Annotated in this window: 25 protein-coding genes; 20 read left to right on the plus strand and 5 right to left on the minus strand. The window is 66.2% G+C overall.

Annotated features, from left to right (window positions below; genetic code table 11):
• The first annotated feature begins 45 nt into the window (after positions 1-45).
• The 12 genes from AC1DZQ_RS17815 (at position 46) to AC1DZQ_RS17870 (ending at position 12,991) form a co-directional block, all read left to right on the plus strand.
• Positions 46-801 carry a sugar phosphate isomerase/epimerase family protein gene (locus AC1DZQ_RS17815; RefSeq protein WP_476964743.1) on the plus strand — a complete coding sequence of 252 codons (756 nt, stop codon included), beginning with the start codon at positions 46-48 and terminating at the stop codon, positions 799-801.
• Entirely contained in the window at positions 798-1,940 is a 1,143-nt protein-coding gene (locus AC1DZQ_RS17820) for a Gfo/Idh/MocA family protein (protein ID WP_476964744.1), read from the plus strand. Before AC1DZQ_RS17815 ends, AC1DZQ_RS17820 begins: the two co-directional genes overlap by 4 nt.
• Before the next feature lie 9 nt (positions 1,941-1,949).
• Positions 1,950-3,143 carry a Gfo/Idh/MocA family protein gene (locus tag AC1DZQ_RS17825; protein WP_476964745.1) on the plus strand — a complete coding sequence of 398 codons (1,194 nt, stop codon included), beginning with the start codon at positions 1,950-1,952 and terminating at the stop codon, positions 3,141-3,143.
• Position 3,144: 1 nt separating this feature from the next.
• A complete protein-coding gene (locus AC1DZQ_RS17830) occupies positions 3,145-4,140 on the plus strand; it encodes a sugar phosphate isomerase/epimerase family protein (RefSeq protein ID WP_476964746.1) in 996 nt (331 codons plus the stop codon).
• 94 nt (positions 4,141-4,234) lie between these two features.
• Entirely contained in the window at positions 4,235-5,815 is a 1,581-nt protein-coding gene (locus AC1DZQ_RS17835; RefSeq protein WP_476964798.1) for a sugar ABC transporter ATP-binding protein, read from the plus strand.
• Entirely contained in the window at positions 5,812-6,849 is a 1,038-nt protein-coding gene (locus AC1DZQ_RS17840) for an ABC transporter permease (protein WP_476964747.1), read from the plus strand. Before AC1DZQ_RS17835 ends, AC1DZQ_RS17840 begins: the two co-directional genes overlap by 4 nt.
• On the plus strand, positions 6,846-7,958 hold the full coding sequence (locus AC1DZQ_RS17845; RefSeq protein WP_476964748.1) for an ABC transporter permease: 1,113 nt from the start codon (positions 6,846-6,848) through the stop codon (positions 7,956-7,958). The genes AC1DZQ_RS17840 and AC1DZQ_RS17845 overlap by 4 nt, the downstream gene beginning before the upstream one ends.
• The gene (locus AC1DZQ_RS17850; RefSeq protein ID WP_476964749.1) at positions 7,958-9,178 is read left to right on the plus strand and encodes a substrate-binding domain-containing protein; all 1,221 of its coding nucleotides are present in this window, start codon (positions 7,958-7,960) and stop codon (positions 9,176-9,178) included. Before AC1DZQ_RS17845 ends, AC1DZQ_RS17850 begins: the two co-directional genes overlap by 1 nt.
• A 130-nt stretch (positions 9,179-9,308) precedes the next feature.
• Positions 9,309-10,112 (plus strand): sugar phosphate isomerase/epimerase family protein, encoded by an 804-nt coding sequence (locus AC1DZQ_RS17855; protein ID WP_476964750.1) that lies wholly within the window; start codon positions 9,309-9,311, stop codon positions 10,110-10,112.
• 120 nt (positions 10,113-10,232) lie between these two features.
• Positions 10,233-10,769, plus strand: a complete 537-nt coding sequence (locus tag AC1DZQ_RS17860) for an N-acetyltransferase family protein (protein WP_476964751.1) — start codon at positions 10,233-10,235, stop codon at positions 10,767-10,769.
• 55 nt (positions 10,770-10,824) lie between these two features.
• Positions 10,825-11,571, plus strand: coding sequence for a DsbA family oxidoreductase (locus AC1DZQ_RS17865; RefSeq protein ID WP_476964752.1), 747 nt, complete (start codon positions 10,825-10,827; stop codon positions 11,569-11,571).
• A gap of 97 nt (positions 11,572-11,668) precedes the next feature.
• Positions 11,669-12,991, plus strand: coding sequence for a nicotinate phosphoribosyltransferase (locus AC1DZQ_RS17870; protein ID WP_476964753.1), 1,323 nt, complete (start codon positions 11,669-11,671; stop codon positions 12,989-12,991).
• A gap of 223 nt (positions 12,992-13,214) precedes the next feature.
• Here AC1DZQ_RS17870 and AC1DZQ_RS17875 read toward each other — a convergent pair whose 3' ends face one another.
• The gene (locus AC1DZQ_RS17875) at positions 13,215-14,138 is read right to left on the minus strand and encodes a helix-turn-helix transcriptional regulator (RefSeq protein WP_476964754.1); all 924 of its coding nucleotides are present in this window, start codon (positions 14,136-14,138) and stop codon (positions 13,215-13,217) included.
• Positions 14,139-14,268: 130 nt separating this feature from the next.
• On the opposite strand from AC1DZQ_RS17875, the gene AC1DZQ_RS17880 reads away from it, so the two are divergent.
• The 6 genes from AC1DZQ_RS17880 (at position 14,269) to AC1DZQ_RS17905 (ending at position 18,534) form a co-directional block, all read left to right on the plus strand.
• The gene (locus AC1DZQ_RS17880) at positions 14,269-15,642 is read left to right on the plus strand and encodes a DHA2 family efflux MFS transporter permease subunit (protein ID WP_476964755.1); all 1,374 of its coding nucleotides are present in this window, start codon (positions 14,269-14,271) and stop codon (positions 15,640-15,642) included.
• Positions 15,639-16,049 carry a (R)-mandelonitrile lyase gene (locus AC1DZQ_RS17885; RefSeq protein ID WP_476964756.1) on the plus strand — a complete coding sequence of 137 codons (411 nt, stop codon included), beginning with the start codon at positions 15,639-15,641 and terminating at the stop codon, positions 16,047-16,049. Before AC1DZQ_RS17880 ends, AC1DZQ_RS17885 begins: the two co-directional genes overlap by 4 nt.
• Before the next feature lie 28 nt (positions 16,050-16,077).
• Positions 16,078-16,935, plus strand: coding sequence for an aldo/keto reductase (locus AC1DZQ_RS17890; RefSeq protein WP_476964757.1), 858 nt, complete (start codon positions 16,078-16,080; stop codon positions 16,933-16,935).
• A gap of 125 nt (positions 16,936-17,060) precedes the next feature.
• The gene (locus tag AC1DZQ_RS17895) at positions 17,061-17,636 is read left to right on the plus strand and encodes a flavodoxin (RefSeq protein WP_476964758.1); all 576 of its coding nucleotides are present in this window, start codon (positions 17,061-17,063) and stop codon (positions 17,634-17,636) included.
• A 51-nt stretch (positions 17,637-17,687) separates the two neighbouring features.
• Complete coding sequence (locus tag AC1DZQ_RS17900) at positions 17,688-18,008, plus strand: carboxymuconolactone decarboxylase family protein (RefSeq protein ID WP_476964759.1); 321 nt, start codon at positions 17,688-17,690, stop codon at positions 18,006-18,008.
• 259 nt (positions 18,009-18,267) lie between these two features.
• Complete coding sequence (locus AC1DZQ_RS17905) at positions 18,268-18,534, plus strand: hypothetical protein (RefSeq protein ID WP_476964760.1); 267 nt, start codon at positions 18,268-18,270, stop codon at positions 18,532-18,534.
• A gap of 119 nt (positions 18,535-18,653) precedes the next feature.
• On the opposite strand, the gene AC1DZQ_RS17910 is transcribed toward AC1DZQ_RS17905, so the two are convergent.
• On the minus strand, positions 18,654-19,679 hold the full coding sequence (locus tag AC1DZQ_RS17910; RefSeq protein WP_476964761.1) for a DUF695 domain-containing protein: 1,026 nt from the start codon (positions 19,677-19,679) through the stop codon (positions 18,654-18,656).
• A gap of 122 nt (positions 19,680-19,801) precedes the next feature.
• Positions 19,802-20,188, minus strand: a complete 387-nt coding sequence (locus AC1DZQ_RS17915) for a nuclear transport factor 2 family protein (RefSeq protein ID WP_476964762.1) — start codon at positions 20,186-20,188, stop codon at positions 19,802-19,804.
• A 206-nt stretch (positions 20,189-20,394) separates the two neighbouring features.
• Here AC1DZQ_RS17915 and AC1DZQ_RS17920 point away from each other — a divergent pair, with 206 nt between their 5' ends.
• Positions 20,395-21,033 (plus strand): TetR/AcrR family transcriptional regulator, encoded by a 639-nt coding sequence (locus tag AC1DZQ_RS17920; protein WP_476964763.1) that lies wholly within the window; start codon positions 20,395-20,397, stop codon positions 21,031-21,033.
• Positions 21,034-21,076: 43 nt separating this feature from the next.
• Here AC1DZQ_RS17920 and AC1DZQ_RS17925 read toward each other — a convergent pair whose 3' ends face one another.
• Positions 21,077-21,766, minus strand: coding sequence for a LytR C-terminal domain-containing protein (locus AC1DZQ_RS17925; protein WP_476964764.1), 690 nt, complete (start codon positions 21,764-21,766; stop codon positions 21,077-21,079).
• Positions 21,759-22,058, minus strand: coding sequence for a type II toxin-antitoxin system VapB family antitoxin (locus tag AC1DZQ_RS17930; protein WP_026266597.1), 300 nt, complete (start codon positions 22,056-22,058; stop codon positions 21,759-21,761). The genes AC1DZQ_RS17925 and AC1DZQ_RS17930 overlap by 8 nt, the downstream gene beginning before the upstream one ends.
• A 179-nt stretch (positions 22,059-22,237) precedes the next feature.
• On the opposite strand from AC1DZQ_RS17930, the gene AC1DZQ_RS17935 reads away from it, so the two are divergent.
• A complete protein-coding gene (locus AC1DZQ_RS17935) occupies positions 22,238-23,152 on the plus strand; it encodes a Cof-type HAD-IIB family hydrolase (protein WP_476964765.1) in 915 nt (304 codons plus the stop codon).
• Positions 23,153-23,192: the final 40 nt, after the last annotated feature.

Consider the following 23,192-nt stretch of genomic DNA (forward strand, 5'->3'; position numbering starts at 1 on the left):
CTCGTCCCCCACACCTTCGAATCCGAACTCCCGCAAAGGAATCCCGTGTCTTATTCAATCCAGCTGTACACCCTCCGCAACGCCCTGCAGGAAGACCTGCCCGGCACCATCAAGAAGGTGGCCGAGCTCGGCTTCACCCAGGTTGAGCCGTACAACTTCGTGGCGACGGCCACTGAGCTCGGCACTGCCCTGAAGGAAAACGGCCTGACCGCCCCGTCCGGGCACGCCCCGCTGCTGAGCCAGGACCAGGATGAGATCTTCGCCGCGGCCAAGGGGCTGGGCATCAGCACGGTGATCGATCCCTATCTGCCGGCCGAGCACTGGCAGTCCGCCGAAGACATCCAGGCCACCGCAGCGAAGCTCAACGCCGCCGCCAAGAAGGGCGCCGGGTACGGCATCCGCGTGGGCTACCACAACCACGCCTGGGAGCTGGAGTCCAGCATCGAGGGCCAGACCGCCCTGGAGTACTTCGCCGGGCTCCTCGACCCGGAACTCGTCCTGGAAGTGGACACCTACTGGGCAGCCGTCGGCGGCCAGGACCCTGCCCAGCTGCTGCAGCGCCTCGGCGACCGGGTGAAGTTCATCCACATCAAGGACGGCCCCCTCACCACAGACACCAAGGCGCAGCAGCCGGCCGGCCAGGGCAAGATCGCCGTCTGGGATGTCATCAACGCGGCACAGTCCCTCGAAGTCGGCGTCGTGGAATTCGACGACTACTCCGGCGACATCTTCGACGGCATCGCCCAGAGCCTCGATTACCTGCAGAGCGGTTCTGCCGGCGCGCAGGGCGTGAACGCATGAGCGCCGCACCGAACCAGGCAACCGTGAACCGGGCCACCGGACGCGGCCCGGTGGGCGTCGCGGTCATTGGCGCCGGCAACATCAGCAAGCAATACCTGGACAACCTGACGGTCTTCCCCGACCTCAAGGTCCACGTCATCGCCGACCTCTTCGAGGACGCCGCCGCGGCGCGCGCCAAGGAGTACGGGATCGCCGAGTCCGGCGGCGTGGACGCCGCCCTGAACCACCCCGACGTCGAGATCATCGTGAACCTGACCATCCCGGCGGCACACGTCGAAGTCGCCACGGCCGCCGTCAATGCCGGCAAACACGTCTGGACGGAAAAGCCGTTCTCGCTGGACCGCGAATCCGGCCTCGGCCTGCTGAAAACGGCCGACGCCGCGGGGCTGCGGCTCGGCTGCGCCCCGGACACGATCCTGGGGGCCGGGCTGCAGACTGCGCGGCGGCTGATCGAACGTGGCGACATCGGCACGCCGCTGACGGCCATGACCACGTTCCAGACCCCCGGGCCGGAATCCTGGCACCCGAACCCGGCGTTCCTGTTCCAGTACGGCGCCGGCCCCCTGTTCGACATGGGTCCCTACTATCTCACCGCGCTGGTGCAGACGTTCGGCTCCGTGCGCCGCGTGGCCGCGACCGGGTCCAAGGCCAAACAGGTCCGGGTCATCGGCTCCGGGCCCAAGGCCGGCGAGGAATTCACGGTCGAGGTCCCCACCCACGTGTCCGCCATGGCCCAGTTCGAGTCCGGCGCGTCCTCCCACAGTGTCTTTTCGTTCGAGTCCCCGCGCCTTCGGATGGGTTTCGTGGAGATCACCGGGACCGAGGCAACCATCTCCCTGCCGGATCCGAACTACTTCGACGGGGACGTCAGGCTCTGGCGCGCCGGCGACGAGGAATGGACCGTCATCCCGGCCACCGGCCCCAGCCACGGCCGCGGCATGGGCGTGCTGGACATGGCTCGCTCCATCCGCGCCGGCGTCCCCCACCGCGCCACCGGCAACCTCGCCTACCACGTCCTGGACACCATGGTCTCGATCTCGGAATCGATCGACTCGGGCACCTTCATCGACGTGGAAAGCTCCGCCCCCGCCTCCGCAGCCCTCCCCGAGGACTGGGACCCCACCGCTTCCACACTCTAGGAACCAGCTATGAACTCCCAAGAAACCAGTCCCGGCCCTCCCCCATTGGGGGTGGCCATGATCGGGTACGCGTTCATGGGCAAAGCCCACTCGAACGCCTGGCGGAACGTGGCCAGCTACTTCGACGTCCCGGCCTTCGAACGGCGCGTCCTGGTCGGACGCGACCCGGAGGGGGTCGCCGAGGCGGCCGCCCGGTACGGCTGGGCCGAGTCCGCCACGGACTGGCGTGAGGTGATCGCCCGCGATGACGTCCAGATCGTCGACATCTGCGCGCCGGGGTTCATGCACGCCGAAATCGCCATCGCCGCGCTGGCCGCCGGCAAGCACGTCCTCGTCGAAAAGCCGCTGGCCAACACGCTGGCCGAGGCCGAGGCCATGGCGGCAGCGGCCCGGAGCGCCCAGGACAACGGGGTGCAGTCCATGATCGGCTTCAACTACCGCCGGGTCCCGGCCCTGGCGCTGGCCCGGGAGCTGATCGCGGAGGGCCGGCTCGGCACCGTCCGGCACGTCCGCGCGGCGTACCTGCAGGACTGGCTCGTGGACCCGGACTCGCCCATGACCTGGCGGCTGAACAGGGAAACCGCCGGGTCCGGGGCGCTGGGCGACATCGCCTCCCATGCCTTTGACCAGGTGCTGTTCCTCCTGGGCGAGCAGGTCACCGAAGTCGCCGGCCGGCTGCACACCTTCACGCCCACCCGGCCCGGCCCCAACGGTCCAGAACAGGTGACGGTCGACGACGCCGCCTGGGCCACGCTGACCCTCGCCTCCGGGGCCATCGCCTCGGTGGAAGTCTCCCGGGTAGCCACCGGGCAGAAGAACTCCCTCAAGCTGGAGATCTATGGCGACAAGGGAGCCCTGCTGTTCGACCTGGAGGACCTGAACGAGCTCGGCTTCCTGGACGCCAYGCTGCCCGCTCGCGAACAGGGCTTCCGCCGCATCCTCGTCAGCGAACCCGAGCACCCGTATCTTGAAGCATGGTGGCCGCAGGGCCACGTGATCGGCTGGGAACACACGTTCACGCACGAGATCCGCGATTTCCTCCTGGCGGTCGGCAACGGCACCCAGCCCTCGCCGTCGTTCGAGGACGGCTTGGCCGTCCAGCGGATCCTCACGGCCGTGGAAGAAAGCGCCGCGGCCAAAAGTTCGCTCATCCCGCTCACCCCGTCCGCCCGGACCCCCCAAACGATTACCGAAGGAGCCTGACATGCCCCGCCCGTACACCCTGTTCACCGGCCAGTGGGCCGATCTGCCCTTCGAGGAAGTCGCCCGCCTGGCCTCCGGCTGGGGCTACGACGGCCTGGAAATCGCCGTCTCCGGCGACCACCTCGACGCCTGGCGCTGGGACGAGCCCGGCTACGTCGTGTCCAAGCTCGCCGTGCTGGACAAGTACAACCTCAAGGTCTGGGCCATCTCCAACCACCTCAAAGGCCAGGCCGTGTGCGATGACCCGATCGACTTCCGGCACGAGGCCATCGTCGGGGCCAAGGTATGGGGCGACGGCGACCCCGAGGGCGTCCGCACCCGCGCCGCCGAGGAAATGAAACACACCGCCCGGCTCGCCAAAGCCCTCGGCGTGGACACCGTGGTCGGGTTCACAGGATCCTCCATCTGGCAGTACGTCGCGATGTTCCCGCCCGTGCCGGAGAAGGTSATCGAGGCCGGCTACCAGGACTTCGCCGACCGCTGGAACCCCATCCTGGACGTCTTCGACGAATGCGGGGTCCGYTTCGCCCACGAGGTCCACCCCTCCGAGATCGCCTACGACTACTGGACCACCGTCCGCACCCTAGAGGCGATCGGGCACCGGGAAGCGTTCGGCCTGAACTGGGACCCGTCCCATTTCATGTGGCAGGGCATCGACCCGGTCTCGTTCATCTGGGATTTCAAGGACCGGATCTACCACGTGGACTGCAAGGACACCAAGCTCCGGCCCACCGGCCGGAACACCGTGATGGGCTCGCACCTGCCCTGGGGCGACCCGCGCCGGGGCTGGGACTTCGTCTCCGCCGGCCGCGGGGACGTGCCGTGGGAATCGTCGTTCCGCGCCCTGACGGCGATCGGCTACGACGGCCCCATCTCCATCGAGTGGGAGGACGCCGGCATGGACCGGCTCCACGGCGCCCCCGAGGCCCTCGCCGCGCTCAAGAAGTTCGACTTTCCGCCGTCGAACACCTCCTTCGACGCCGCCTTCAAGCAGTAAGGGACTGGCCGAAAAGCGGCAATAGTGAACGCTCGCTTATTCCTTGACGGAACAGAACCGGTGCTGTAACAGTTAGCTCGTGGAGGGCGCATCGATGGAGAACCACAACGAAACTGATGCCGTGAATTCTTCCGAGGCGCTCCATTCCGGCTCTCCGGCACCACCGCCAATCCTGGAAGTCCGCGGACTGACCAAGAGTTTTTTCGGCGTACCCGTACTGGAAGATGCCCATCTCAGCCTTCACCGGGGCCAGGTGCACGGGCTCGTGGGAGAAAACGGCGCGGGTAAGTCCACCCTGATGAAGGTGCTGGCCGGGGTGTACCAGCCCGACGCCGGAACCGTACTCCTGGACGGCCAGGAAGTGACCTTCAGCCATCCCACGAAGGCACACGAAGCGGGGCTGTCATCGGTTTTCCAAGAGTTCAACCTCCTCCCCGACCGAACGGTGGCCGAGAACATCTACCTTGGCCGGGAGCCGCGCCGCGGACTACTCGTGAACAAGACCCTGATGAATTCGCAAACCGCGGAGTTGCTTGACTCTCTGGGGATCGCCGCCATCCGGCCCACCACTCAGGTGCGGAGCCTGACGGTGGCTGAGCAGCAGGTAGTGGAAATCGCGAAGGCGGTCAGCTACGACGCTCGGATCATCTCCATGGACGAACCCACTGCGGCCCTGGCCGGCGCCGAGGTCGAACTTCTCTACGAGATCGTGGCACGCCTCCGTGAACGTGGAACGGCCATCCTCTACGTCTCCCACCGTCTCCGCGAAGTGTTCGACCTCTGCGACGTCATCACCGTCCTGAAAGACGGCAAGGTGGTCAGCACCCTACCCGCCTCCGAACTCGACGACGCCCAGCTGGTCCGGCTGATGGTGGGCCGGCCCATCTCGGCGTTCTTCCCGGACAAGTTACCCCGGGAGGACCTGAAGCCAGACGGTCCCGAGGAGAAGCCGATCCTCGAGCTGCAAGGCGCCGGAAACGGCCAGCTGGACGGGATCAGCCTCAGTATCCAGCCCGGCGAGATTGTCGGCCTGGCAGGGCTTCAAGGGTCTGGCCGCACGGAATTGCTTCATGGCATCTTTGGCGCGGCACCCTTCACCCGCGGAACGATGAAAATGGCCGGCGGGAACCTGATGCCCAGATCGCCCCGCCAAGGCGTGCGGGCACGGATGGCCCTGATCACAGAGGACCGTAAGGCTGAGGGCCTGAGCCTGAACCAGTCCATCCTGGACAACGCACTCAGTGTGATCAGGTCGGTTTTCCCGCGCCGCACAGGAGCCGTCAAGACAGAAATTCCGGGCGTATTCTCCTCCCTCGAGGTTATCGCCCGGGACTTGGACCAGGAGGTGCAGTACCTGTCGGGCGGCAACCAGCAAAAAGTGGTCCTCGCCAAGTGGCTGGCTATCCGCCCCCGGCTCGTCCTGCTGGATGAACCAACCCGTGGCATTGACGTGGGAGCCAAGGTGGCGGTCTACCGGCTGATGCGCCAGCTCGCGGCGGAGGGCAAAGCGATTCTGATGGTGTCCAGCGAGCTTCCTGAAGTTATCGGCATGTCGGACCGGATCCTTGTCCTGCGTGATGGCCGGCTCGTCGGTGAACTGCCTGCCGGAACGTCAGAAGAAGCCGTCCTGCAGCTGGGAACCGGTGCCAGGACGGCACCCGAAGGAGAGGCATGAATCAGCGAGCGGGCTTCTTCCAGAGACTGTCCTCCACCCAGATCGTCTACCTCGTGGCGCTGGTGACACTCATCCTGGGTGCGTTGCTGGTGAACTCCATCGGGCGGAGTTTTTTCAGCCCAGGAAATATCTCGAGCATCCTCACCGGAACCAGCGTTCTGGGCTTCATCGCGATCGGCCAGACGCTGGTCATCCTCGCAGGCAGCCTGGATCTGTCAGTTCCCTACGTCACCAGCCTGGCCAGCCTCATCGCCGCCGGCGTGATGGCCAACAACCCAAACAACGTCCTGTCCGCAGTCCTGCTGACGCTGGGGACGGCAGCAGTCATCGGACTCGCAAACGGACTCATCGTGGCCCGCCTGAACGTGCACGGATTCATCGCCACGCTTGGCGTGGGCCTGATTATCAGCGGCTACCTCGCAACCAATTTCAAGGGCAGCTTCGGTGAGGCGCCGCTTGCATTCCGCCTGGTGGGGGCCACGGGGCTCGGCCCGGTTCCGATCTCCACGATCATCATGCTGGCCTGCGCTGGCTTGGCCGGGCTGCTCCTGCACCGCACCCGCGTTGGGCACCACCTGTACGCTGTCGGCGGCGACATTGCCGTCGCCCGGACGTCCGGGATCCGCGTCGACGTGCCGGTCATTACGGCGCACGTCATCTGTTCAGTACTGGCAGGGATGGCAGGGCTGCTCCTGGCCAGCAGGCTGGGCGTGGGCAGTCCCACTGTAGGTTCCCAGGGCGGCTACGATCTGCTTTCCATCGCCGCAGTTGTGCTCGGCGGCACGTTGCTCTCCGGGGGCAAGGGAACTATCACCGGCACCCTCGGCGGCGTGCTGATCTTTGCAATGCTGGACAACATCATGTCCGTCATGCAGGTCAACCCGTTCCTGAAGGATGTGGTCAGGGGCGTAGTCATCGTAGTCGCCGTCGCCGTCTATGCCCGTCGCCGGATCATCAGCAGACCGGAACGGTTCCCGGCGAAAGGTTCCGCGGAAACGCCCGCGGCCCAGCCTGTGCCCGTGGAGGGGGCATGAGTACGGCACTGAACTCCGAGCGCAGCGCGATTCTCAAGCAGAACCGTGCCAGCCGTTCCGAGCGGCTCCTGCGCGCCGTGCGCACCCCCGGCGGCGCCGTCTTCGTCCTGCTGATAGGCCTCCTGGCGGCCATCATCGTCTTAAACCCGTCCTTCGGGGAGCCGAGTTCCTTCATCCGGTTCGTCGGCAGGACTGCCCCCATTGCCATCGCCGCCATCGGCCAGTACTTCGTCATTGTCGGCGGGGAATTCGACCTGTCGATGGGATCGGTCGTGACGATGCAGGTCATCGTTGCCGGCAACCTGATACGGCAGGACGATTCCAAGGTGATCCCCGTGCTGGTCCTGATGCTGGTGCTGGGCGCCTTCATCGGACTGGTGAACGGATTGATCACAACCTTGCTAAAAGTCCCGAGTTTCATTGTCACGCTGGGCATGATGCTGGCGCTTCTCGGCCTGGTCCTCTACTGGACGGGCGGCGCGGCCCAGGGGAACCCTGCGGACAGCTTCCGGCAGATCGGGCGCGGCGGCATCCAGGACGTTCCGGTCCTGGACATCATTCCCTACCCGGTCATTATCCTGACAGCGGTGGCGGTCGCGGGGTTCGGCCTGATGCGCCGCCCCTACGGCCGCATGCTTATCGCGGTCGGGGACAATCCTTCGGCGGCCGCCCTCGCAGGCTCGCGCGTCTGGTGGGTGCGGACGCGGGCCTTCATGATGTCGTCGCTGTCGGCCACCGTGGCCGGCATCCTGCTCGTGGGTTACGCGGGCGTGCATCCGTCGGTGGGGCGGGGGTACGAGTTCACGGCGATTACCGCCGTCGTCCTCGGGGGCGTTGTGCTGGGCGGGGGGCGCGGCTGGGTCCTGTCCGCCGCCGCCGGGGCGTTCGCCCTCGAGTCGTTGTTCACCCTCTTGAACTTCATGGGTCTCCAGGCGACGTGGCGGGACACGGTCCAAGGAGCAATCATCATCATCGCCGTGGCCGCAGCATCCAGATCGTGGCAGCGCAAGCGCAAGGGAGCCAGTTCCGCTGCCCATGACGAACAGCACCAGTTGGCCGCAGCACCCACGCCCGCCGAGGGCACCGAACAAGGAGGAGAAAGAGTCTGATGCGCAATAACTCTGTCCGCGCGATCGCCCTTGCCGCAGCATTGCCGCTGGTGGCCCTGACCGCATGTACCACCGAACCATCCGTCACCCAAACGACAGGGACCGGCACCGGCTCTGCGGCGGCCTCCACTCCGGCAAGCAAAGACTGGTTTGACCAGGCTCTCTACGACACACAGAACCAGCAGCGCTCGGCAACCTTTGAAGGGAACCCGGAGCAGCCCTACCTGCAATACATCGCGGGCCCGATGACGGACACGTCCAAGTTCAAGGCCCCGGGAGCGCACAAGGTCTGCTTCGCCAACGCCTCCATCTCCAACCCCTGGCGCCAAACCGGCTGGATCACCATGAACCAGCAGCTCAAGGCACTCCAGGGCACCGGCGTCATTTCTGAAATGGAGACCCGGGACGCCAAGGACAATGACAACACCCAAATTGCGGACATCGACTATTTCATCGCCGAGGGCAAATGCGATGCGTTCGTCATTTCACCCAATTCCACGGCCGCCCTCACCCAGGCCGTCGAACGTGCCTGCCAGACAGGCAAGCCCGTGGTGGTGTTTGACCGCGGTGTGGAGACCGACTGCGCCACCACGTTCATCCACCCGATCGGCGGGTTCGCCTGGGGCATCGACACCGCCACTTTCCTGAGCGAAAGGCTTCAGTCCGGGGACAAGGTCGTTGCCCTTCGCATCCTCCCGGGCGTGGATGTCCTGGAGCACCGCTGGGCAGCGGCCAAGAAGATCTTCGAGGAAAAGGGAATCCAGGCCAAGGACTACTTCACCGGCGCCGACCCCACCAAGATCAAGAACATCATCTCCGATGAATTGGCCACAGGTGACGTCAAGGGCGTTTGGATGGACGCCGGAGACGGTGCGGTGGCTGCCCTCGAGGCCTTCGAGGATGCCGGCAAGAAGCTGCCCGTGATGACCGGCGAAGATGAGATGAGCTTCCTGACCAAGTGGAAGCAAACCGGGATCGACGCCATGGCCCCGGTCTATTCCAACTTCCAGTGGCGAACCCCGCTGCTGGCTTTGGAAAAGGTCTTTAAGGGCGAGCCGATTCCGGCCGAATGGGTTCTGCCGCAGAAGCCCATCCTCGCGGACGAACTGGACCAGTGGCTACAGCGTAACCAGGGCATGCCCAGCGGGCACTACGCCAAGTTCGGCGGCGAGGACCTGGCCGGCTACCCGGAGGTCTGGCAGAAACGGCAGATGCCCTGACGCGGCCCCAAGGACCCGCGGAGTTCCCCACGGGACCGCTGGCGCTGGAACCAGGCGGCAGGACAAACTGAGGAAAGGAGACACCTTGCAGCGTCTGACCGGAATCAGCACTTGGGTCTGGGAATCCCCCTTGACCGATTCCAACCTTCCCGGACTGTTGGCGAAAATCGCCGCCATGGGGTTTGACGCCGTCGAACTCCCGCTCGAAAACGAGGGCGACTTCACGTCGGCAACGGTGCTGGAATCCCTCGCCGGAAACGGGCTGAAACCGTTTCTGGTGGGGGCCATGGCACCGGGCCGGGACCTGGTAGCGGCGGATCCGGCCTCCGTGGAACAAACGCAGGCCTACCTGTCAGCCTGCATCACCATGGCCAGCAGCATCGGCTCGCCCACGGTCTGCGGACCCTTCTACGCCCAAACCGGCCGGGTCTGGCGGATGTCAAGGGAGCAGCGACGGGACGCCTACGCGGAGCTGCGCCGAAACCTCCAGCCGGTCGCGGCCCAGGCCCAGAAGGCGGGCGTGGTGCTTGGCATCGAACCGCTGAACAGGTATGAAACATCGCTGATTAACACGGTGGACCAGGCGCTTGAGGCGCTCGGGCCGCTGCTCGGGGACGGCGTCGGCCTCGCGCTGGACAGCTACCACCTTCACATCGAGGAGCGTTCGGTGGCCGCGGCGGTCCGGGCCGCCGGAGAACATCTGGTGCACGTGCAAGTCTGCGGCAACGACCGCGGCGCCCCTGGCGGGGACCAGACCGATTGGAAAGGCTTCCTGCAGGTCCTGAATGAAGTGGGCTACACGGGGCCCCTCAACATTGAAAGTTTCACGGTCGACAATGCCGCCATTGCCGTCGCGGCGTCGATCTGGCGACCGCTGGCTCCGAGCCAGGACGAGTTGGCTGAAAGTGGACTGGCTTTCCTGCGCAGCCTGTGAGTGCGCTGCAGGGCATGGCGACCACCACCCACTAGAGTCTTCTGGACAGCTAGCGCCGGCGGAGGCGCCGATTGACGGCGTTAGCCGGCGAAGAATTTCAGCGCTTGCCAGGAGTCCACTATGACGCACCAGATCCGGACAGCAACCGCTGACGACGCCGGGAGGCTGGCCGCGCTCGCGGCCGTCACCTTCCCGCTCGCGTGCCCGCCGGAATCCCGGCCCGAGGACATCGCGGCACACGTGGCCAATACCCTGAGCGAGACCAATTTCCGGGCCTATCTGGCCGATCCCGCGGTAACGGTGCTGGTAATCGACGCCGACGGCGACCTACGCGGCTACAGCCTGCTGGTGGCCCGCCCCACCCGGGACCCGGAGGTAGCCGCAGTCCTCAGCGAATTCCCGTGCACCGAGCTCAGCAAGTGCTACGTCCACCCGGACCACCATGGACTCGGCGCCTCGGCCGAACTGATGCACTCCAGCATCGGCGCGGCCGCGGCGGCCGGCGCCCGCGGGCTCTGGCTCGGCGTGAACAGCCAGAACGCCCGGGCCATCCGGTTCTACGAAAAGTCCGGCTTCCGCAAGGTCGGCACCAAGTCCTTCCAGCTGGGCACCACCGTGGAACACGACTTCGTGATGGAGCGCCCGGTCTCGCCGTGACGAACCCGACAGGCCGCGGGGGAATGGACCCGGCGCCGCCGCGGTTGATGCCGGCATGAAGATAGAGATCTGGTCCGACGTCGCCTGCCCCTGGTGCTACATCGGCAAACGCCGTTTCGAAACCGCCCTCGCGGCCTTCCCGCACCGCGAATCCGTGGAGGTGCAGTGGCGCAGCTACCAGCTGGACCCCACGCTCCCGGAGCACTACGACGGCACCGAACTGGACTACCTGAGCACGCGCAAGGGCATGGCTCCGGCGCAGGTATCCCAGATGTTCGAGCACGTCGCGGCCCAGGCCAAGGGCGAGGGGCTGAATTACAGTTTCGACGCCGTCGTGGTGGCCAACAGCTTCACCGCCCACCGGCTGATCCACCTCGCTGCCGCCCACGGCAAGCAGGACGCCGCCAAGGAACGCCTGCTCAGCGACCACTTCGAGCACGGCAAAGACATCGGCAGCCAGGAGTACCTGACCGCCCTGGGCCTTGACCTCGGACTCGACGCCGGCGATCTGGCGGAACTGTTCAGCACGGACGCCTACGCCGACGCTGTCCGCAACGACTTTGCGGAGGCGCGCGCCCTGGGCATTAGCGGCGTCCCGTTCTTCGTGATTGACCGGAAGTTCGGGCTATCCGGCGCCCAGCCCGCGGAAACCTTCAGCGCGGCCCTCGAGCAGGCGTGGCAGGAAAGCCACCCGCTGGTCATGGTGGGCGCCGCCGGGGACCCCGCCGGGGAGAGTGCCGCGGCCGGAACTGCCGCGGATAGTGCTGCGGCTGCGTGCGGCCCCGACGGTTGCGCCGTCTGAGTCCGCCCTAGCCATCCACCTGGCCGGTTCGCCGGTTCGCCGCGGCGGCCTTTCCACCCGGCCAGGCGGAGGGCGGATCCCCGGCCTAGAGTGGAGCATGGACACTTCGGCCGGCCCGGGCGGACGCCGGACCTCCCTGTTTACCGACCACTATGAGCTGACGATGTTCCAGGCGGCTCTGCACTCCGGGGCGGCACACCGCCGGTCCGTCTTCCAGGCCTTTGCCCGGGGGCTGCCGGCCGGGCGACGGTACGGCATCGTGGCCGGCACCGGCCGGCTCCTGGAGGGCATCGCGGACTTCCGCTTCGACCAGGACGACCTCGATTTTCTGGCCGGCACCGGCGTGGTCCATCAGGACACGCTGGACCATCTGGCCGCCTTCCGGTTCTCCGGCGACATCTGGGGCTACCCGGAGGGTGAAGCGTATTTCCCGCACTCCCCCGTCCTGATCGTCGAATCGACGTTCGCCGAGGCCTGCGTCCTGGAGACGTACGTTCTGTCGGTGCTGAATCATGACAGCGCCATCGCGTCGGCAGCGTCCCGGATGATCAGTGCCGCCGGCGGCAGACCCTGCATTGAGATGGGATCCCGCCGCACGCACGAGGAAGCGGCAGCCGCAGCGGCCCGCGCGGCCGTGATCGCCGGCTTTTCCGGCACGTCCAACCTGGCCGCCGGACGGCGTTACGGCCTCCGGACCATCGGCACCGCGGCGCACTCCTTCACCCTGGTCCACGACTCCGAGCGCGACGCCTTCGCCGCGCAGCTGGCCTCGCTCGGGCCCGGCACCACGCTGCTCGTGGACACGTACGACGTCGAAGCGGCCGTCCGCACCGCCGTCGGCCTCGCCGGAGACAGGCTCGGGGCTATCCGGCTGGACTCCGGAGACCTCGTGGCCCAGGCGCGCTGGGTCCGCCAACTCCTGGACAGCCTCGGCAATACCCACACCAGGATCGTGGTTACCTCGGACCTGGACGAATTCTCCGTCGCCGCGCTCCGGTCTGCGCCGGCCGATTCTTATGGCATCGGCACGTCGCTGGTGACCGGATCCGGGGCGCCCACAGCCGGCATGGTCTACAAGCTGGTGAGCCGGGCCGGCGACTCCGGTGAGCTGACTGCCGTGGCGAAGACCTCGAAGGACAAGATCAACATGGGCGGGCGCAAGTTCGCCATGCGCCGCTTCGATGACCGCGGCACCGCCACCCATGAGGTCCTCGGCGTGGGCCACCCGCCGGCCGCCGGCCAGAACGGGCGCCCCCTCCTGCAGCAATTCATGAAAGACGGCGAAATCCTGCCCGGCTGGACCGGCCCGGACGCGGTGGGGCGGGCGCGGGACCGGCACACGGCCTCCATGGCGGAGCTGCCCCGGGTGGTGGACAGGCTGCAGCCCGGCGAGCCGGCCATCCCCACGATCTATGAATAGGCTCGCTTGGGCGACGCAAACCCGAACCGCAGACGCGGGAGGCGGTCAAGCTGATGATCGCGTCGGTGGTCGCCGCCATCGAGAGGTTGTCACACCCGGCGATGCGGCCGCCGCCGGGGCAATGTCACACCCGGCGATGCCGCCGCCGCCGGGGCAAAGTCACTCCCGCGGGTCAGCAGCCACGCGTGGGCGGCCTGCGCGGGGGTCGCGTCGATCTCGGCGCTCATGGCCGGTCTCGCGAGTCGCCTTCGGGTGGCGGGGTCGTTGCGGTGTGAGCGTTGGCGGGAGCCGGTTCGGCCGGGCGCTTTCCGGATGTACTCCAGCTGGTGAGGAAGTCGAGTTGTTCCTGGGCGTGGCTTCCGGGTTCCGCGGTGTACGCGATGAGGGTCAGGCCTTCTCCAGGGAGTTCGAGCGCGTCGCCTGTGAGTTCGATGTCGCCGACGAGCGGGTTGTGCAGTGTCTTGGTGGCTGAGCGGTGGAAGCGGACGTGGTGCCGTGCCCAGCGTGTCGAGAATTCGACGCTTCCCGTGGCGAGGTCGCCGATGAGGCTGTTCAGTGCCCTGTCGTGCGGGTTGCGTCCCGCTTCGGTGCGGAGCGCGGCGGCGAGGTCGTCTGCGATCGTGTCCCATTCGAGAAAGAAGTCCCGGGAGCGTGGGTCGAGGAACATGAACCGCGCGAGGTTGAGCGGCAGGGTGTCGGGGCTGAGAATGTCCGCGTAGAGGGTGAAGCAGAGGCTGTTGGCGGACACGATGTCCATGCGTGAATTGCGGACGTAGGCGGGCGTGCCGGTCATCCCGGCCAGGATCCGTTGAACGCTGGGGCGCACTTCTGCCCGTACCCGTCGCGTACCTGAGGCGCGCGACGGCGCGGCGGCCTTGGCGAGGTCGAGCAGGTGGGCCCGTTCAGCTTCATCGAGTTTGAGGGCTGCGGCGAGGGATTCGAGGACGCTCTCGGAGACTCCCCGGAGGTTCCCCCGTTCGAGCCGGGCATAGTATTCGGTGCTGACGCCGGTAAGCATGGCCACTTCCTCGCGTTTGAGGCCGGTTACCCTCCTCGTCCCGCCGTAGGCGGGAAGCCCGGCCTGGGCGGGAGTGATACGCGACCGCCGGCTCATGAGGAACTCGCGGACGTCTTTGTTGTTGTCCATGGCTCAAGGCTACGTGGGGCCAAGTCTGCCTAACAGGAACTGCCAGTACACCGCACAGCAGGCACTCCCGCGCATGGGAATTCGCTGGTTTTCTTGAATGAGTCCAGATTCCCCATCCTGCAAGGACATCATGTCTGTATCCACGCTCAGCCCTTCGAAAACAGTGGCCCGGCCGCGCGCTTCGCTGGCGGTAGCCATGCTCGGGTTCTTCGTTGTTGCCCTGGATGCCCAGATCGTCAACGTCGCGCTACCCGAGATCCGGAATGACCTCGGGGGTGGCTTGTCCGGCCTGCAGTGGATAGTGACCGGCTACACCCTGATGTTTTCCGCCTTACAGCTCTTCTCGGGGACCTTCTCAGACCGTGTAGGGGCCCGTCGCGCCTATGGCCTCGGCATGATCCTGTTCACCGTTGCGTCTCTGGCGTGCGGGTTCAGCCCGAGTCTGCCGGCGCTCATCGCGGGCCGCATCCTGCAGGGCATCGGCGCGGCGATGATCACTCCCAGCTCTCTGGCGCTCATCCGGGAGGCATACCATGACGCGGTGCAGCGCGGCCGGGCCATCGTGTACTGGGGCTTGGGCGGCTCCGTCGCCGCGGCGGCAGGTCCGGTGCTCGGGGGCGTCCTCACCCACGTCGACTGGCGGCTGATCTTCTTCGCCAACCTACCGGTCGGTGCGGCAGCACTCATGGTGCTCTCCCGCGTCGCCCCGTCGCCACGGCGGCCGATGCCCTTTGACTGGCTCGGGCAGATCACCGCCGTGCTGGCCTTGGCCAGCCTGACTTACGGCATCATCGAAGGCGCGGAGGTCGGCTATTGGAGCCCCGAAATCCTCACCCTGTTCGCTGTGTGCGCGGCGTCGGCGGCCATCTTCGTGCTGGCGCAGGCCCGGGGACGGCATCCCATGGTCCCGCTTGACCTGTTCCGGTCGCGTACGGTCTCCACTGCCCTGGCCATAGCCGTTGTCACGATGGCGGCCTTTTACGGCGTCGTCTTCCTCCAGAGCCTGTACTTTCAGCAGCAACGCGGCGCCACCGCGCTGGAGACTGGACTGCTGTTCCTGCCGATGACCGGCCTCGTTGCCCTCCTCAACCCCCTCGCGGCCCGGCTGATGGTCCGCTTCGGGAACGTGGCCATGATCGCCGCGGGCCAACTGCTCATGGCCCTGGGCCTGGCCGGCCTGTGGCGGCTCCCCGCCGACGCGCCGGTCGTACTCGTGGCGCTGGTCATGGTGCCCGTCGGTGTCGGCGGATCCTTCACCGTCCCCCCGATCATCGCCCTCGTCATGGACAACGTGCCCGCCCATCGCGCAGGCACGGTCAGCGGCGTGGTCAACACCGCACGGCAGGTGGGCGGGTCCTTCGGCGTCGCGATATTCGGTGCCGCCCTCGCAAGTGGAGGGTTCATGGACGGGCTGCGCACCAGCCTCGGTTGGACCGCCGTCGTCCTCGTCATTCTCCTCATAGCCTCCCTGAGGCTGCGCCACGGACAAGGGAGAACCGCATGAAACTCATCAACCCCGTCCCAACGGTGAAAGCACCCCAGGAAAGATTCACCGGCGACGCCTACCTCAGCCCGCTCCACACCGGCGAGGCACCCTCGCAACTGACGGCCGCCCTGGTGCACTTCACGCCCGGTGCCCGCACCAACTGGCATTCCCACCCCCTCGGACAGACCCTGCACTGCACCGAGGGCGCCGGACTCGTGGTGACGCGGGACGGCACCGTGATCGTCATGCGCCCCGGAGATACAGTCCATACCCCGCCAGGTGAAGAACACTGGCACGGAGCGACATCGGAGAGCATGATGTGCCATCTGGCCATGGTCGAACGCCTCAACGGGGAAAGCGCCACCTGGCTTGAACCCGTCCATGACGCCGACTACCAAACCGCACATAGCCGTCAAACCAACTGATAACCACACCAACGCAAAAGGAAAAACCATGCACAACGTGACCCTTAACAACGGCGTCCAGATGCCGATCCTCGGCTTCGGCGTCTTCCAGATCCCGGACGATGAAACCCAAGCCGCGGTCGAAGCCGCAATCGCAGCCGGCTACCGTCACCTGGATACGGCAGCGTCCTACGGCAACGAAGAGGCCGTAGGCGCCGCAATCAAAGCAAGTGGCGTGGCCCGCAAGGACCTCTTCGTCACCACCAAGCTCTGGATCCAGCACGCCCCCACCGGCAACGTCCAGGACGACAGCAAGCGCGCCTTCGAGAATTCCCTGACCCGCCTCGGCCTGGACTACCTGGACCTGTTCCTGATCCACCAGCCTCTCGGTGACTACTACAGCGAATGGCGGGCCATGCAGGAAATCAACAAAGAAGGCCGCGCCCGCGCCATCGGCGTCTCAAACTTCCACCCGGACCGACTCGTGGACCTCATCGACCACAACGAGATCACCCCCGCCGTGAACCAGATTGAAACGCACCCCTTCCACCAGCGGGCAGCGGACCAGGCACTCATGATCGAACGAGGCGTGCAGATCGAATCGTGGGGCCCCTTCGCCGAAGGCAAGAACGGCCTCTTCACGAACGAGACCCTCGCCGCGATCGGGGAATCCCACGGCAAATCCGTCGCCCAGGTCGTGTTGCGCTGGCTCATCCAGCGCAACGTCGTGGTGATCCCCAAGTCCGTACGACCCGAGCGCATGGCGCAGAACCTCGATGTCTTCGACTTCACCCTGACAGAAGAACAAATGGGCGCCATCGCGGGCTTGGATACCGGCGACAGCCAGTTCTTCGACCACCGCGACCCGGCCATGGTGGGCTGGCTGGGCGGACGCCGGTACAGCTGATCCGTCCAGCCATGAACACGTCACGGGACGCTGGCCGGCGCTCAGTGCTTCGCTTCGGAGTCGGAGCGCTGGCTGGCGTGCTGGTGGGCGCAGCGACAACCGGCTGCACCCCAGGAGTAAGCACCATGCCTTCACAAGAACCGTCTTCGCAGAACCCACCATCCCGCCAAAGCCGTGGCCGGGTGCTGCTGGCCTACTTCTCCCGCGCCGGCGAGAACTATTACTACGGAGGCCGGACGGACCTGACAGTGGGCAACACTGAAGTCCTTGCCGGCATGATCAAGGACCGCTTCAACTGCGAGGTTCACCGCATCGAGGCCGCTGACCCTTATCCCGATAGCTACGATGCCACTGTCGCCCGCAACGTCCGCGAGCAAAACGGCAACGCCCGTCCGGCCATCGCCAACCCCCTGCCGGCCATCGACCAGTACGACACCGTTCTGCTGGCCAGCGGCATCTGGAACGTCCGCGCACCCATGATCATGACCACGTTTGCCGAGAGCTATGACTTCACCGGCAAAACGATTCACCCAATCACCACCCACGCCATGAGCGGGCTCGGCAACACCGAACGCGACTACGCCAAATCCTGTCCAGACGCGGTCATCGGCCAAGGACTGGGGGTGAAAGGCGAGGAAGTCAGGGACGCCGGTCCGAGCATCGACTCTTGGCTACAACGCACCGGACTCCTCGAAAACTAGCACCCAGACAATCCCCGCTTATGCCCAACCAACCAATCGGAAGGACCAGCCATGAACGAACCAACCCAAACCCGCGCCCAGCAACTCATCGGTGACTTCGCCCCCAAACTCGTCGACCTCACCGATAACGTACTCTTCGGAGACGTGTGGGAGCGTGCCGAACTGTCCCCGCGCGACCGCAGCCTGGTCACCGTTGCCAGTTTGGTCACCAGCGGCAGCACCGAACAGCTCCGTGGACATCTCATTCGGGCCAAGGACAATGGCCTGACAGAAACGGAACTCAAAGAAGCCATCATCCATCTGGCCTTCTACGCAGGATGGCCCAAAGCTATGTCCGCCATCACGGTAGCCAAGGAAATCTTCACCCCCTGAAGCCGGACAAGGCGCGGGACAGACGACAAAGTAGTTCGGTTCTGGACCCCGCCGTTGCCTGCAGACCGGTATCGGACCATAGTTGACCGTCAGCCCCCGGCGGGGCGGGGTGCTACTGACGAGTGGGACCGTCTTAGAAAACAACAGCTTTCCGAGACATTGATCCCGTATCGGAGAAGGTCGACGGGATCGACATCGGGACGGGCGTCTCCTTGTCTTGGAAAGTTGTCTCACCGTGAATTGTCTTAGACGAGTGCGGGTGAGCCTGGCAGGGATTGCCAACGCGCTTTTCTTCGCGGCAACACTCGCCGCGCGCAGTGAATACGCACCCATCGAGGCTCGCGGCCAAGTCTTCATCTGGGAAGGCGCACTCAAGATCGCTGCGGGATCGGCCGGAACAGCCGTCGCGGGTGCAACCATCTCACCAACGCTCTGGGCCCCGCTTGTGCTGGCGACAGCCCTCACGGCAGCAGCTGCCACGTCCAGCATCATCGAGCGATCCCGTCCACGCTGGTCCAAGCGCTAACCGGCCCGATTTCAACAACACCCCCGCCCCGACATACCCGCAGCCCGACGGGGGTCTGCACCAGGACCACCCCAAAAGCGCCGCCAAAACCACGCCAAATAGCTCTGCAAGTCACACTCTTAGGCGAACTGACGCACCTGCTTCCACCCGGGGTCAGCATCGTGTCGGGTGGCCGCGCCGACCAAACGCGCGGCGGTCTCGATCGCGTCGCGCCCGTTTTGGTCTTCTGAATCTGAGTAGTAGTGCAGCAGTCTCGTGCCAGCTGCTGTCTCGTGGGCAACCAAGATCCCTCGGATTCCGAGCGCCGCCGAGATGTCATCCTCGATTCCGCGGAGCAAATCAACCGAGGTCACTGTGGGCAGGCCGTCGTCCCGCTTGTCCTTATAAGCGATCCGTACCTCCGTGTGGAGGTCGAAGATCGGGTGGTCGATCCAGCGCAGCGGTCGACGGGCGGTTACAACGATCCTCTCGCCACGGCGAGTCGCTCCCTCCATCAGGACCCATTTCTCAGGCTGGGCCTGAGCGGCCATTGCATTCACCGCAGCCGCGAGATCTGACGCGGTAGTCATTGCCGTCTCGCCGATGTCGGTTGTGCTGACGGCACCGACCCATCGTTCGACCCCGTCCTCACCCAGGACCCAGTCGAGCAGCAGGAACGACACCCGGAGGGGTCCTTTGTCGGGCATTTGAGCAAAGAGCGGGTGATGAACCGCGACGTCGAGGCGTTCTCTTGCGGAATCCTCCGTGATGCGGAAGCGGGCGTCGCCCAGATGGAGACGGTGGCCGTCGATCTCGATTTCTTTGCCGGCCACACCGGAGATCGGCTGCCGGGCGGCGGCGAACTCCCACGCATCGTCCGCGGGAGGGGCCGCCCGGAGCCATTGTTCCGCGATCCGCCGCAGGGCGGCATCGCCCTCGGAGCTGACAGCGAGAAGACTGCGGGCCGTGCCCCCGGGCCCCGTATCCCAGGCCAGGCCGGGGTGGATGGCCGCGAGTTGGACACTCATCACATCTGGAAGATCGCCCCACTGACCAGTATCCACGGCGGAATCGAACCGGGCCGCGCCTTCCGATGCCCACCACTGCCAGAACCCTGCAATCGGATGCACCGGGACCGGAGCGACCCTGCGCTTGAAGAATCCCATTTCTCCCCCTTTTCGGCGCTCTATGTGCGCCTCGCATGAATCTACCCGAGGCCCGCAAGAGGATCCTCGACCTGCCAAGGCATTTCTGGCCAAGCGATGAACGTCGACGGGGATGGTGATCCTTATTGGGCCGGCGGCACCCGCGCGTTCAGGGACTCATTCACGGGGGCGAAGGCGACCCGATCCAGGACGAGTTCGATCTCACGGATCTTGTCTGCGTTGATGGTCAGTAGCTCGATGCACCTCACGGCACCAGCAGCCGTATCGGTGATGAAGTCGTACACGACGCAGGCACGGTCCTGCGCGGTGAAGACCTCCCGGATCTCGTTGTGCACCAGCACCGGGAGAAGGCGCTTGAGCGCCGTGGTCCACCCAGCCTTGTCGAGAGTCGTGCCGACGAAGGTCGCCACGAGATCCTCACCGAGCAAGTTTTCAAGGGCGTCCATGTCGTGGGAGCCAACGGCCTGAATGTAGGAGCGTGCGATCCCTTCGACGCTGGAGTCCGACATGAGAGATCCTTTCTGGAGCAGCGGAGTGCCCGGCAGGGAGCCACGGGCAAGCCGAAAACTCGCGGGTGGTCACATCGTTTTCCCGAAGCCTAGCGGCCGGGGACAGGGACGGGAAGCTCCGCACATGACCGCGGGCGACCACTCGCCGGCCGTGTCACAGTCCGCCACCCGGCTGCTTTAGTGACAGATCGCGCTAAAGTGTCCGTATGCCCAGGATTTCGGCCGCGAGCAACGCCGCCCAACGTGCCGAGACCCAGCGCCGCATCCTGACCGCGTTCGGGGAACTCCTCTTCACCCACGGGCTTCCCGGCCTGACCATGACAGACGTCGCGCGCCACGCCCAGATCGGCCGGACCGCCGTCTACAACTACTACGCGGACATCGAAGAGCTCCTCATCGCCTACGCCCTGGATGAGACCGAGCGGTTCCTGCTCGACCTGCGCGAATCCCTCGACGCACTGGAGAACCCGGTGGAGCGGCTGGCAGTCTACGTCCGGGCCCAGGTGGAGGACCTGAGCCGGCGCCACCTGCCGCCGGGCCCGGCCATGGCGGCCGTGCTCTCGCCGTCGTCGTTCGCCAAACTCGCGGACCATGTGGGTGAGCTCAGCGTGCTCCTGCGGGGAATCCTGCGCGACGGCATGGCCCAGGGCTACCTGCCCGAGTCGGACATCGCCCAGCTCGCCCAGCTCATCCACGGCACGCTCTCCTCGAGCGCCGCCCGGGGCGACGGCGCGGGCCAGGATGCCGAGGCTGAGGCACGGCTCGCCCGGACAGTGCGGTTTGTCCAGCTGGGTGCCGGGGCCAGGTTTGACGACGCCGGCCAGCCGGTCCGCGCCATCAGATAGGCCGCGGCGCCACGACTGCGTGCGCCGAAGTGCGGCGCCCCAGCTACGGTGCCACGCCCGCCGTCGTCGTGGCCGTCGGCAGGATGGGCAACGTGGCCTCCTCCACGATGCGCCGGGTCTCGCGGGGGCAGCTGAGCTGGCCCGGCGTCTGGTCCACGAGTTCCGGCTTGGCCAGTTCCTTGAAGTCGCCCGTAATGATCACGTCCACGCTCGGGTCCGTGCGGCCGTCCTGGACATAGTCCGAGCCGGGCACGTTGCGCTGGACGCTGAAGGCGGCCGACTGGCCGGCGGCGCCGGAGACGACCAGCGCCACGCCGCGGTAGCTCGACGTCGTGTTCCCCACGCCACCCACCAGGAACTTCCGGGCAGCAAGCTGGTCGGCCACGCTCCGGGCCAGGCCCGGCCGGCTCGTGGAGTTGTAGATGTTGACGTGGACCTTATCCGGCGGTGTGTAGTCGTAGGTGGCCGCCGGGCACACCGATACTGCCGCCGCCCTGCTCCGCTCCGCCCCGGGAATCTTGATCTGGCCGTTCATGATGGCGAGGGCCACCGCGATCGCCGCCACGATCAGGCCGACAAGCATCACCAGGACAACGCCGTGCAGGATCCTGCGCCGCAGCCGGATGGGGTTCTCTGCCGTATCGTCCTGCTCCACGAACGTGGCCCGCAGCTCTGAGCCACTGATAACGCGGTGCCCGTGCAGGACTCTGACGTCTGGCGGCTTCCTAGCCATTTATCACGAGGACCCGCGCGTGGATTGCGGTGCGCTGGTGCAGCGCGGTGCGGACTGCCCGGTGCAGGCCGTCTTCAAGGTAGAGCACGCCGCGGTACTCCACCACGTGCGGAAAGAGGTCGCCGAAAAACGTGGAGTCCTCGGCCAGCAGGGCTTCAAGGTCCAGCGTGCGCTTGGTGGTCACCAGCTCATCAAGCCGGACCGGACGCGGCGGCAGGGCCGCCCAGTCCTTGGGCGTGGTGTAACCATGGTCGGGGTACGGGCGTCCCTCGCCCACAGCTTTGAATATCACCATGCCAGCCTAGGGAACTTGGGCGCCCGAAGGAATGAAAGTCCCCGGGCGGCGTCAGGTTGTGGCCAAACGGTAACCATTTGTCACACGACGCCCTGCCGTCTGTCACATCCAGCGCCGGGCCGTCGATCTGCTGCACGGTTCATGCAAACGTCCCGTGCGGCTGACAGAATGGCCGTATGACTTCACCCGAGACTGTCCCTGTTCCGTCGCCGTCGGCCCCGGTGCTGGCGCTGCTGCTCGACGTCGACGGTCCGGTCGCGAGCCCGGTCACCCGCGAGGTGCAGCCCGGCATCATCGCCGATCTGGTGGCCCTGGCCGCCGCCGGTGTGCCCGTCATCTTCAATACCGGCCGGTCGGACGCGTTCATCCGCGAGCAGGTCATGGAACCGATGATCGCCGCCGGGATGCCCGCCGGCACCGTCATCCACGCCATCTGCGAGAAGGGCGCCGTCTGGTTCAGCTACACCGCGGAAGGCCCCGGCCCCGTCCACGTGGACCATCAGCTCGCCATTCCGCAGGCCTTCGGCGACGACGTCCGCCGCCTGGTGGCCGAGGACTACTCCGCCCACATGTTCTATGACGAAACCAAGCGGGCCATCGTCTCCGTGGAGCAGCACATTGCCGTCGCCAACCCTGACTACCGGGCCGAGCAGGAACTCTTCGACGCCGACGCCATGGACATCATGGCCCGACACGGGCTCGGCGTGGTCCGGCTGGACCACCACGTCCCCGATTCGGACGACCAGATCGACTTCCGCGTCGATCCGACCATCATTTCCACCGATATCGAATCGGTCCGGCTCGGCAAGGACCTGGGCGCGAGCCGTGCGGTGGAGTTCCTGGCCGCGCACGGCATCACGCCGCAGGCCTGGCGCACGGTGGGCGATTCCCGCACGGACTACGCCATGGCCGACTGGCTGCACCACAACGACCACGCCGTGAAACACGTGGACGTCCGGCCCGCGGACGGCATCCCGGTCAAACCCTACGAGGTTCTCACCGCCGCCGATCTGGGGCTCGGCGAGGACGTGATCCACGACGACGCCGGTGCCGCCTTCCTGCACCACTGGCTGGCCGTCGTCACCGGCTGAGGCCCGTTCCGCCTGAGGCCCGTTCCGTCGTCACATTCCG

The organism is Arthrobacter sp. P1_C12_2, assembly GCF_056406415.1.

What these genes read in the sequence shown, in the direction of transcription:
- AC1DZQ_RS17820 (WP_476964744.1), top strand. Translation starts at nt 798, where the DNA reads ATGAGCGCCGCACCGAACCAGGCAACCGTGAACCGGGCCACCGGACGC.
- AC1DZQ_RS17835 (WP_476964798.1), top strand. Translation starts at nt 4,235, where the DNA reads ATGGAGAACCACAACGAAACTGATGCCGTGAATTCTTCCGAGGCGCTC.
- AC1DZQ_RS17840 (WP_476964747.1), top strand. Translation starts at nt 5,812, where the DNA reads ATGAATCAGCGAGCGGGCTTCTTCCAGAGACTGTCCTCCACCCAGATC.
- AC1DZQ_RS17845 (WP_476964748.1), top strand. Translation starts at nt 6,846, where the DNA reads ATGAGTACGGCACTGAACTCCGAGCGCAGCGCGATTCTCAAGCAGAAC.
- AC1DZQ_RS17850 (WP_476964749.1), top strand. Translation starts at nt 7,958, where the DNA reads ATGCGCAATAACTCTGTCCGCGCGATCGCCCTTGCCGCAGCATTGCCG.
- AC1DZQ_RS17860 (WP_476964751.1), top strand. Translation starts at nt 10,233, where the DNA reads ATGACGCACCAGATCCGGACAGCAACCGCTGACGACGCCGGGAGGCTG.
- AC1DZQ_RS17865 (WP_476964752.1), top strand. Translation starts at nt 10,825, where the DNA reads ATGAAGATAGAGATCTGGTCCGACGTCGCCTGCCCCTGGTGCTACATC.
- AC1DZQ_RS17870 (WP_476964753.1), top strand. Translation starts at nt 11,669, where the DNA reads ATGGACACTTCGGCCGGCCCGGGCGGACGCCGGACCTCCCTGTTTACC.
- AC1DZQ_RS17875 (WP_476964754.1), bottom strand. Translation starts at nt 14,138, where the DNA reads ATGGACAACAACAAAGACGTCCGCGAGTTCCTCATGAGCCGGCGGTCG.
- AC1DZQ_RS17880 (WP_476964755.1), top strand. Translation starts at nt 14,269, where the DNA reads ATGTCTGTATCCACGCTCAGCCCTTCGAAAACAGTGGCCCGGCCGCGC.
- AC1DZQ_RS17885 (WP_476964756.1), top strand. Translation starts at nt 15,639, where the DNA reads ATGAAACTCATCAACCCCGTCCCAACGGTGAAAGCACCCCAGGAAAGA.
- AC1DZQ_RS17890 (WP_476964757.1), top strand. Translation starts at nt 16,078, where the DNA reads ATGCACAACGTGACCCTTAACAACGGCGTCCAGATGCCGATCCTCGGC.
- AC1DZQ_RS17895 (WP_476964758.1), top strand. Translation starts at nt 17,061, where the DNA reads ATGCCTTCACAAGAACCGTCTTCGCAGAACCCACCATCCCGCCAAAGC.
- AC1DZQ_RS17900 (WP_476964759.1), top strand. Translation starts at nt 17,688, where the DNA reads ATGAACGAACCAACCCAAACCCGCGCCCAGCAACTCATCGGTGACTTC.
- AC1DZQ_RS17910 (WP_476964761.1), bottom strand. Translation starts at nt 19,679, where the DNA reads ATGGGATTCTTCAAGCGCAGGGTCGCTCCGGTCCCGGTGCATCCGATT.
- AC1DZQ_RS17915 (WP_476964762.1), bottom strand. Translation starts at nt 20,188, where the DNA reads ATGTCGGACTCCAGCGTCGAAGGGATCGCACGCTCCTACATTCAGGCC.
- AC1DZQ_RS17920 (WP_476964763.1), top strand. Translation starts at nt 20,395, where the DNA reads ATGCCCAGGATTTCGGCCGCGAGCAACGCCGCCCAACGTGCCGAGACC.
- AC1DZQ_RS17925 (WP_476964764.1), bottom strand. Translation starts at nt 21,766, where the DNA reads ATGGCTAGGAAGCCGCCAGACGTCAGAGTCCTGCACGGGCACCGCGTT.
- AC1DZQ_RS17935 (WP_476964765.1), top strand. Translation starts at nt 22,238, where the DNA reads ATGACTTCACCCGAGACTGTCCCTGTTCCGTCGCCGTCGGCCCCGGTG.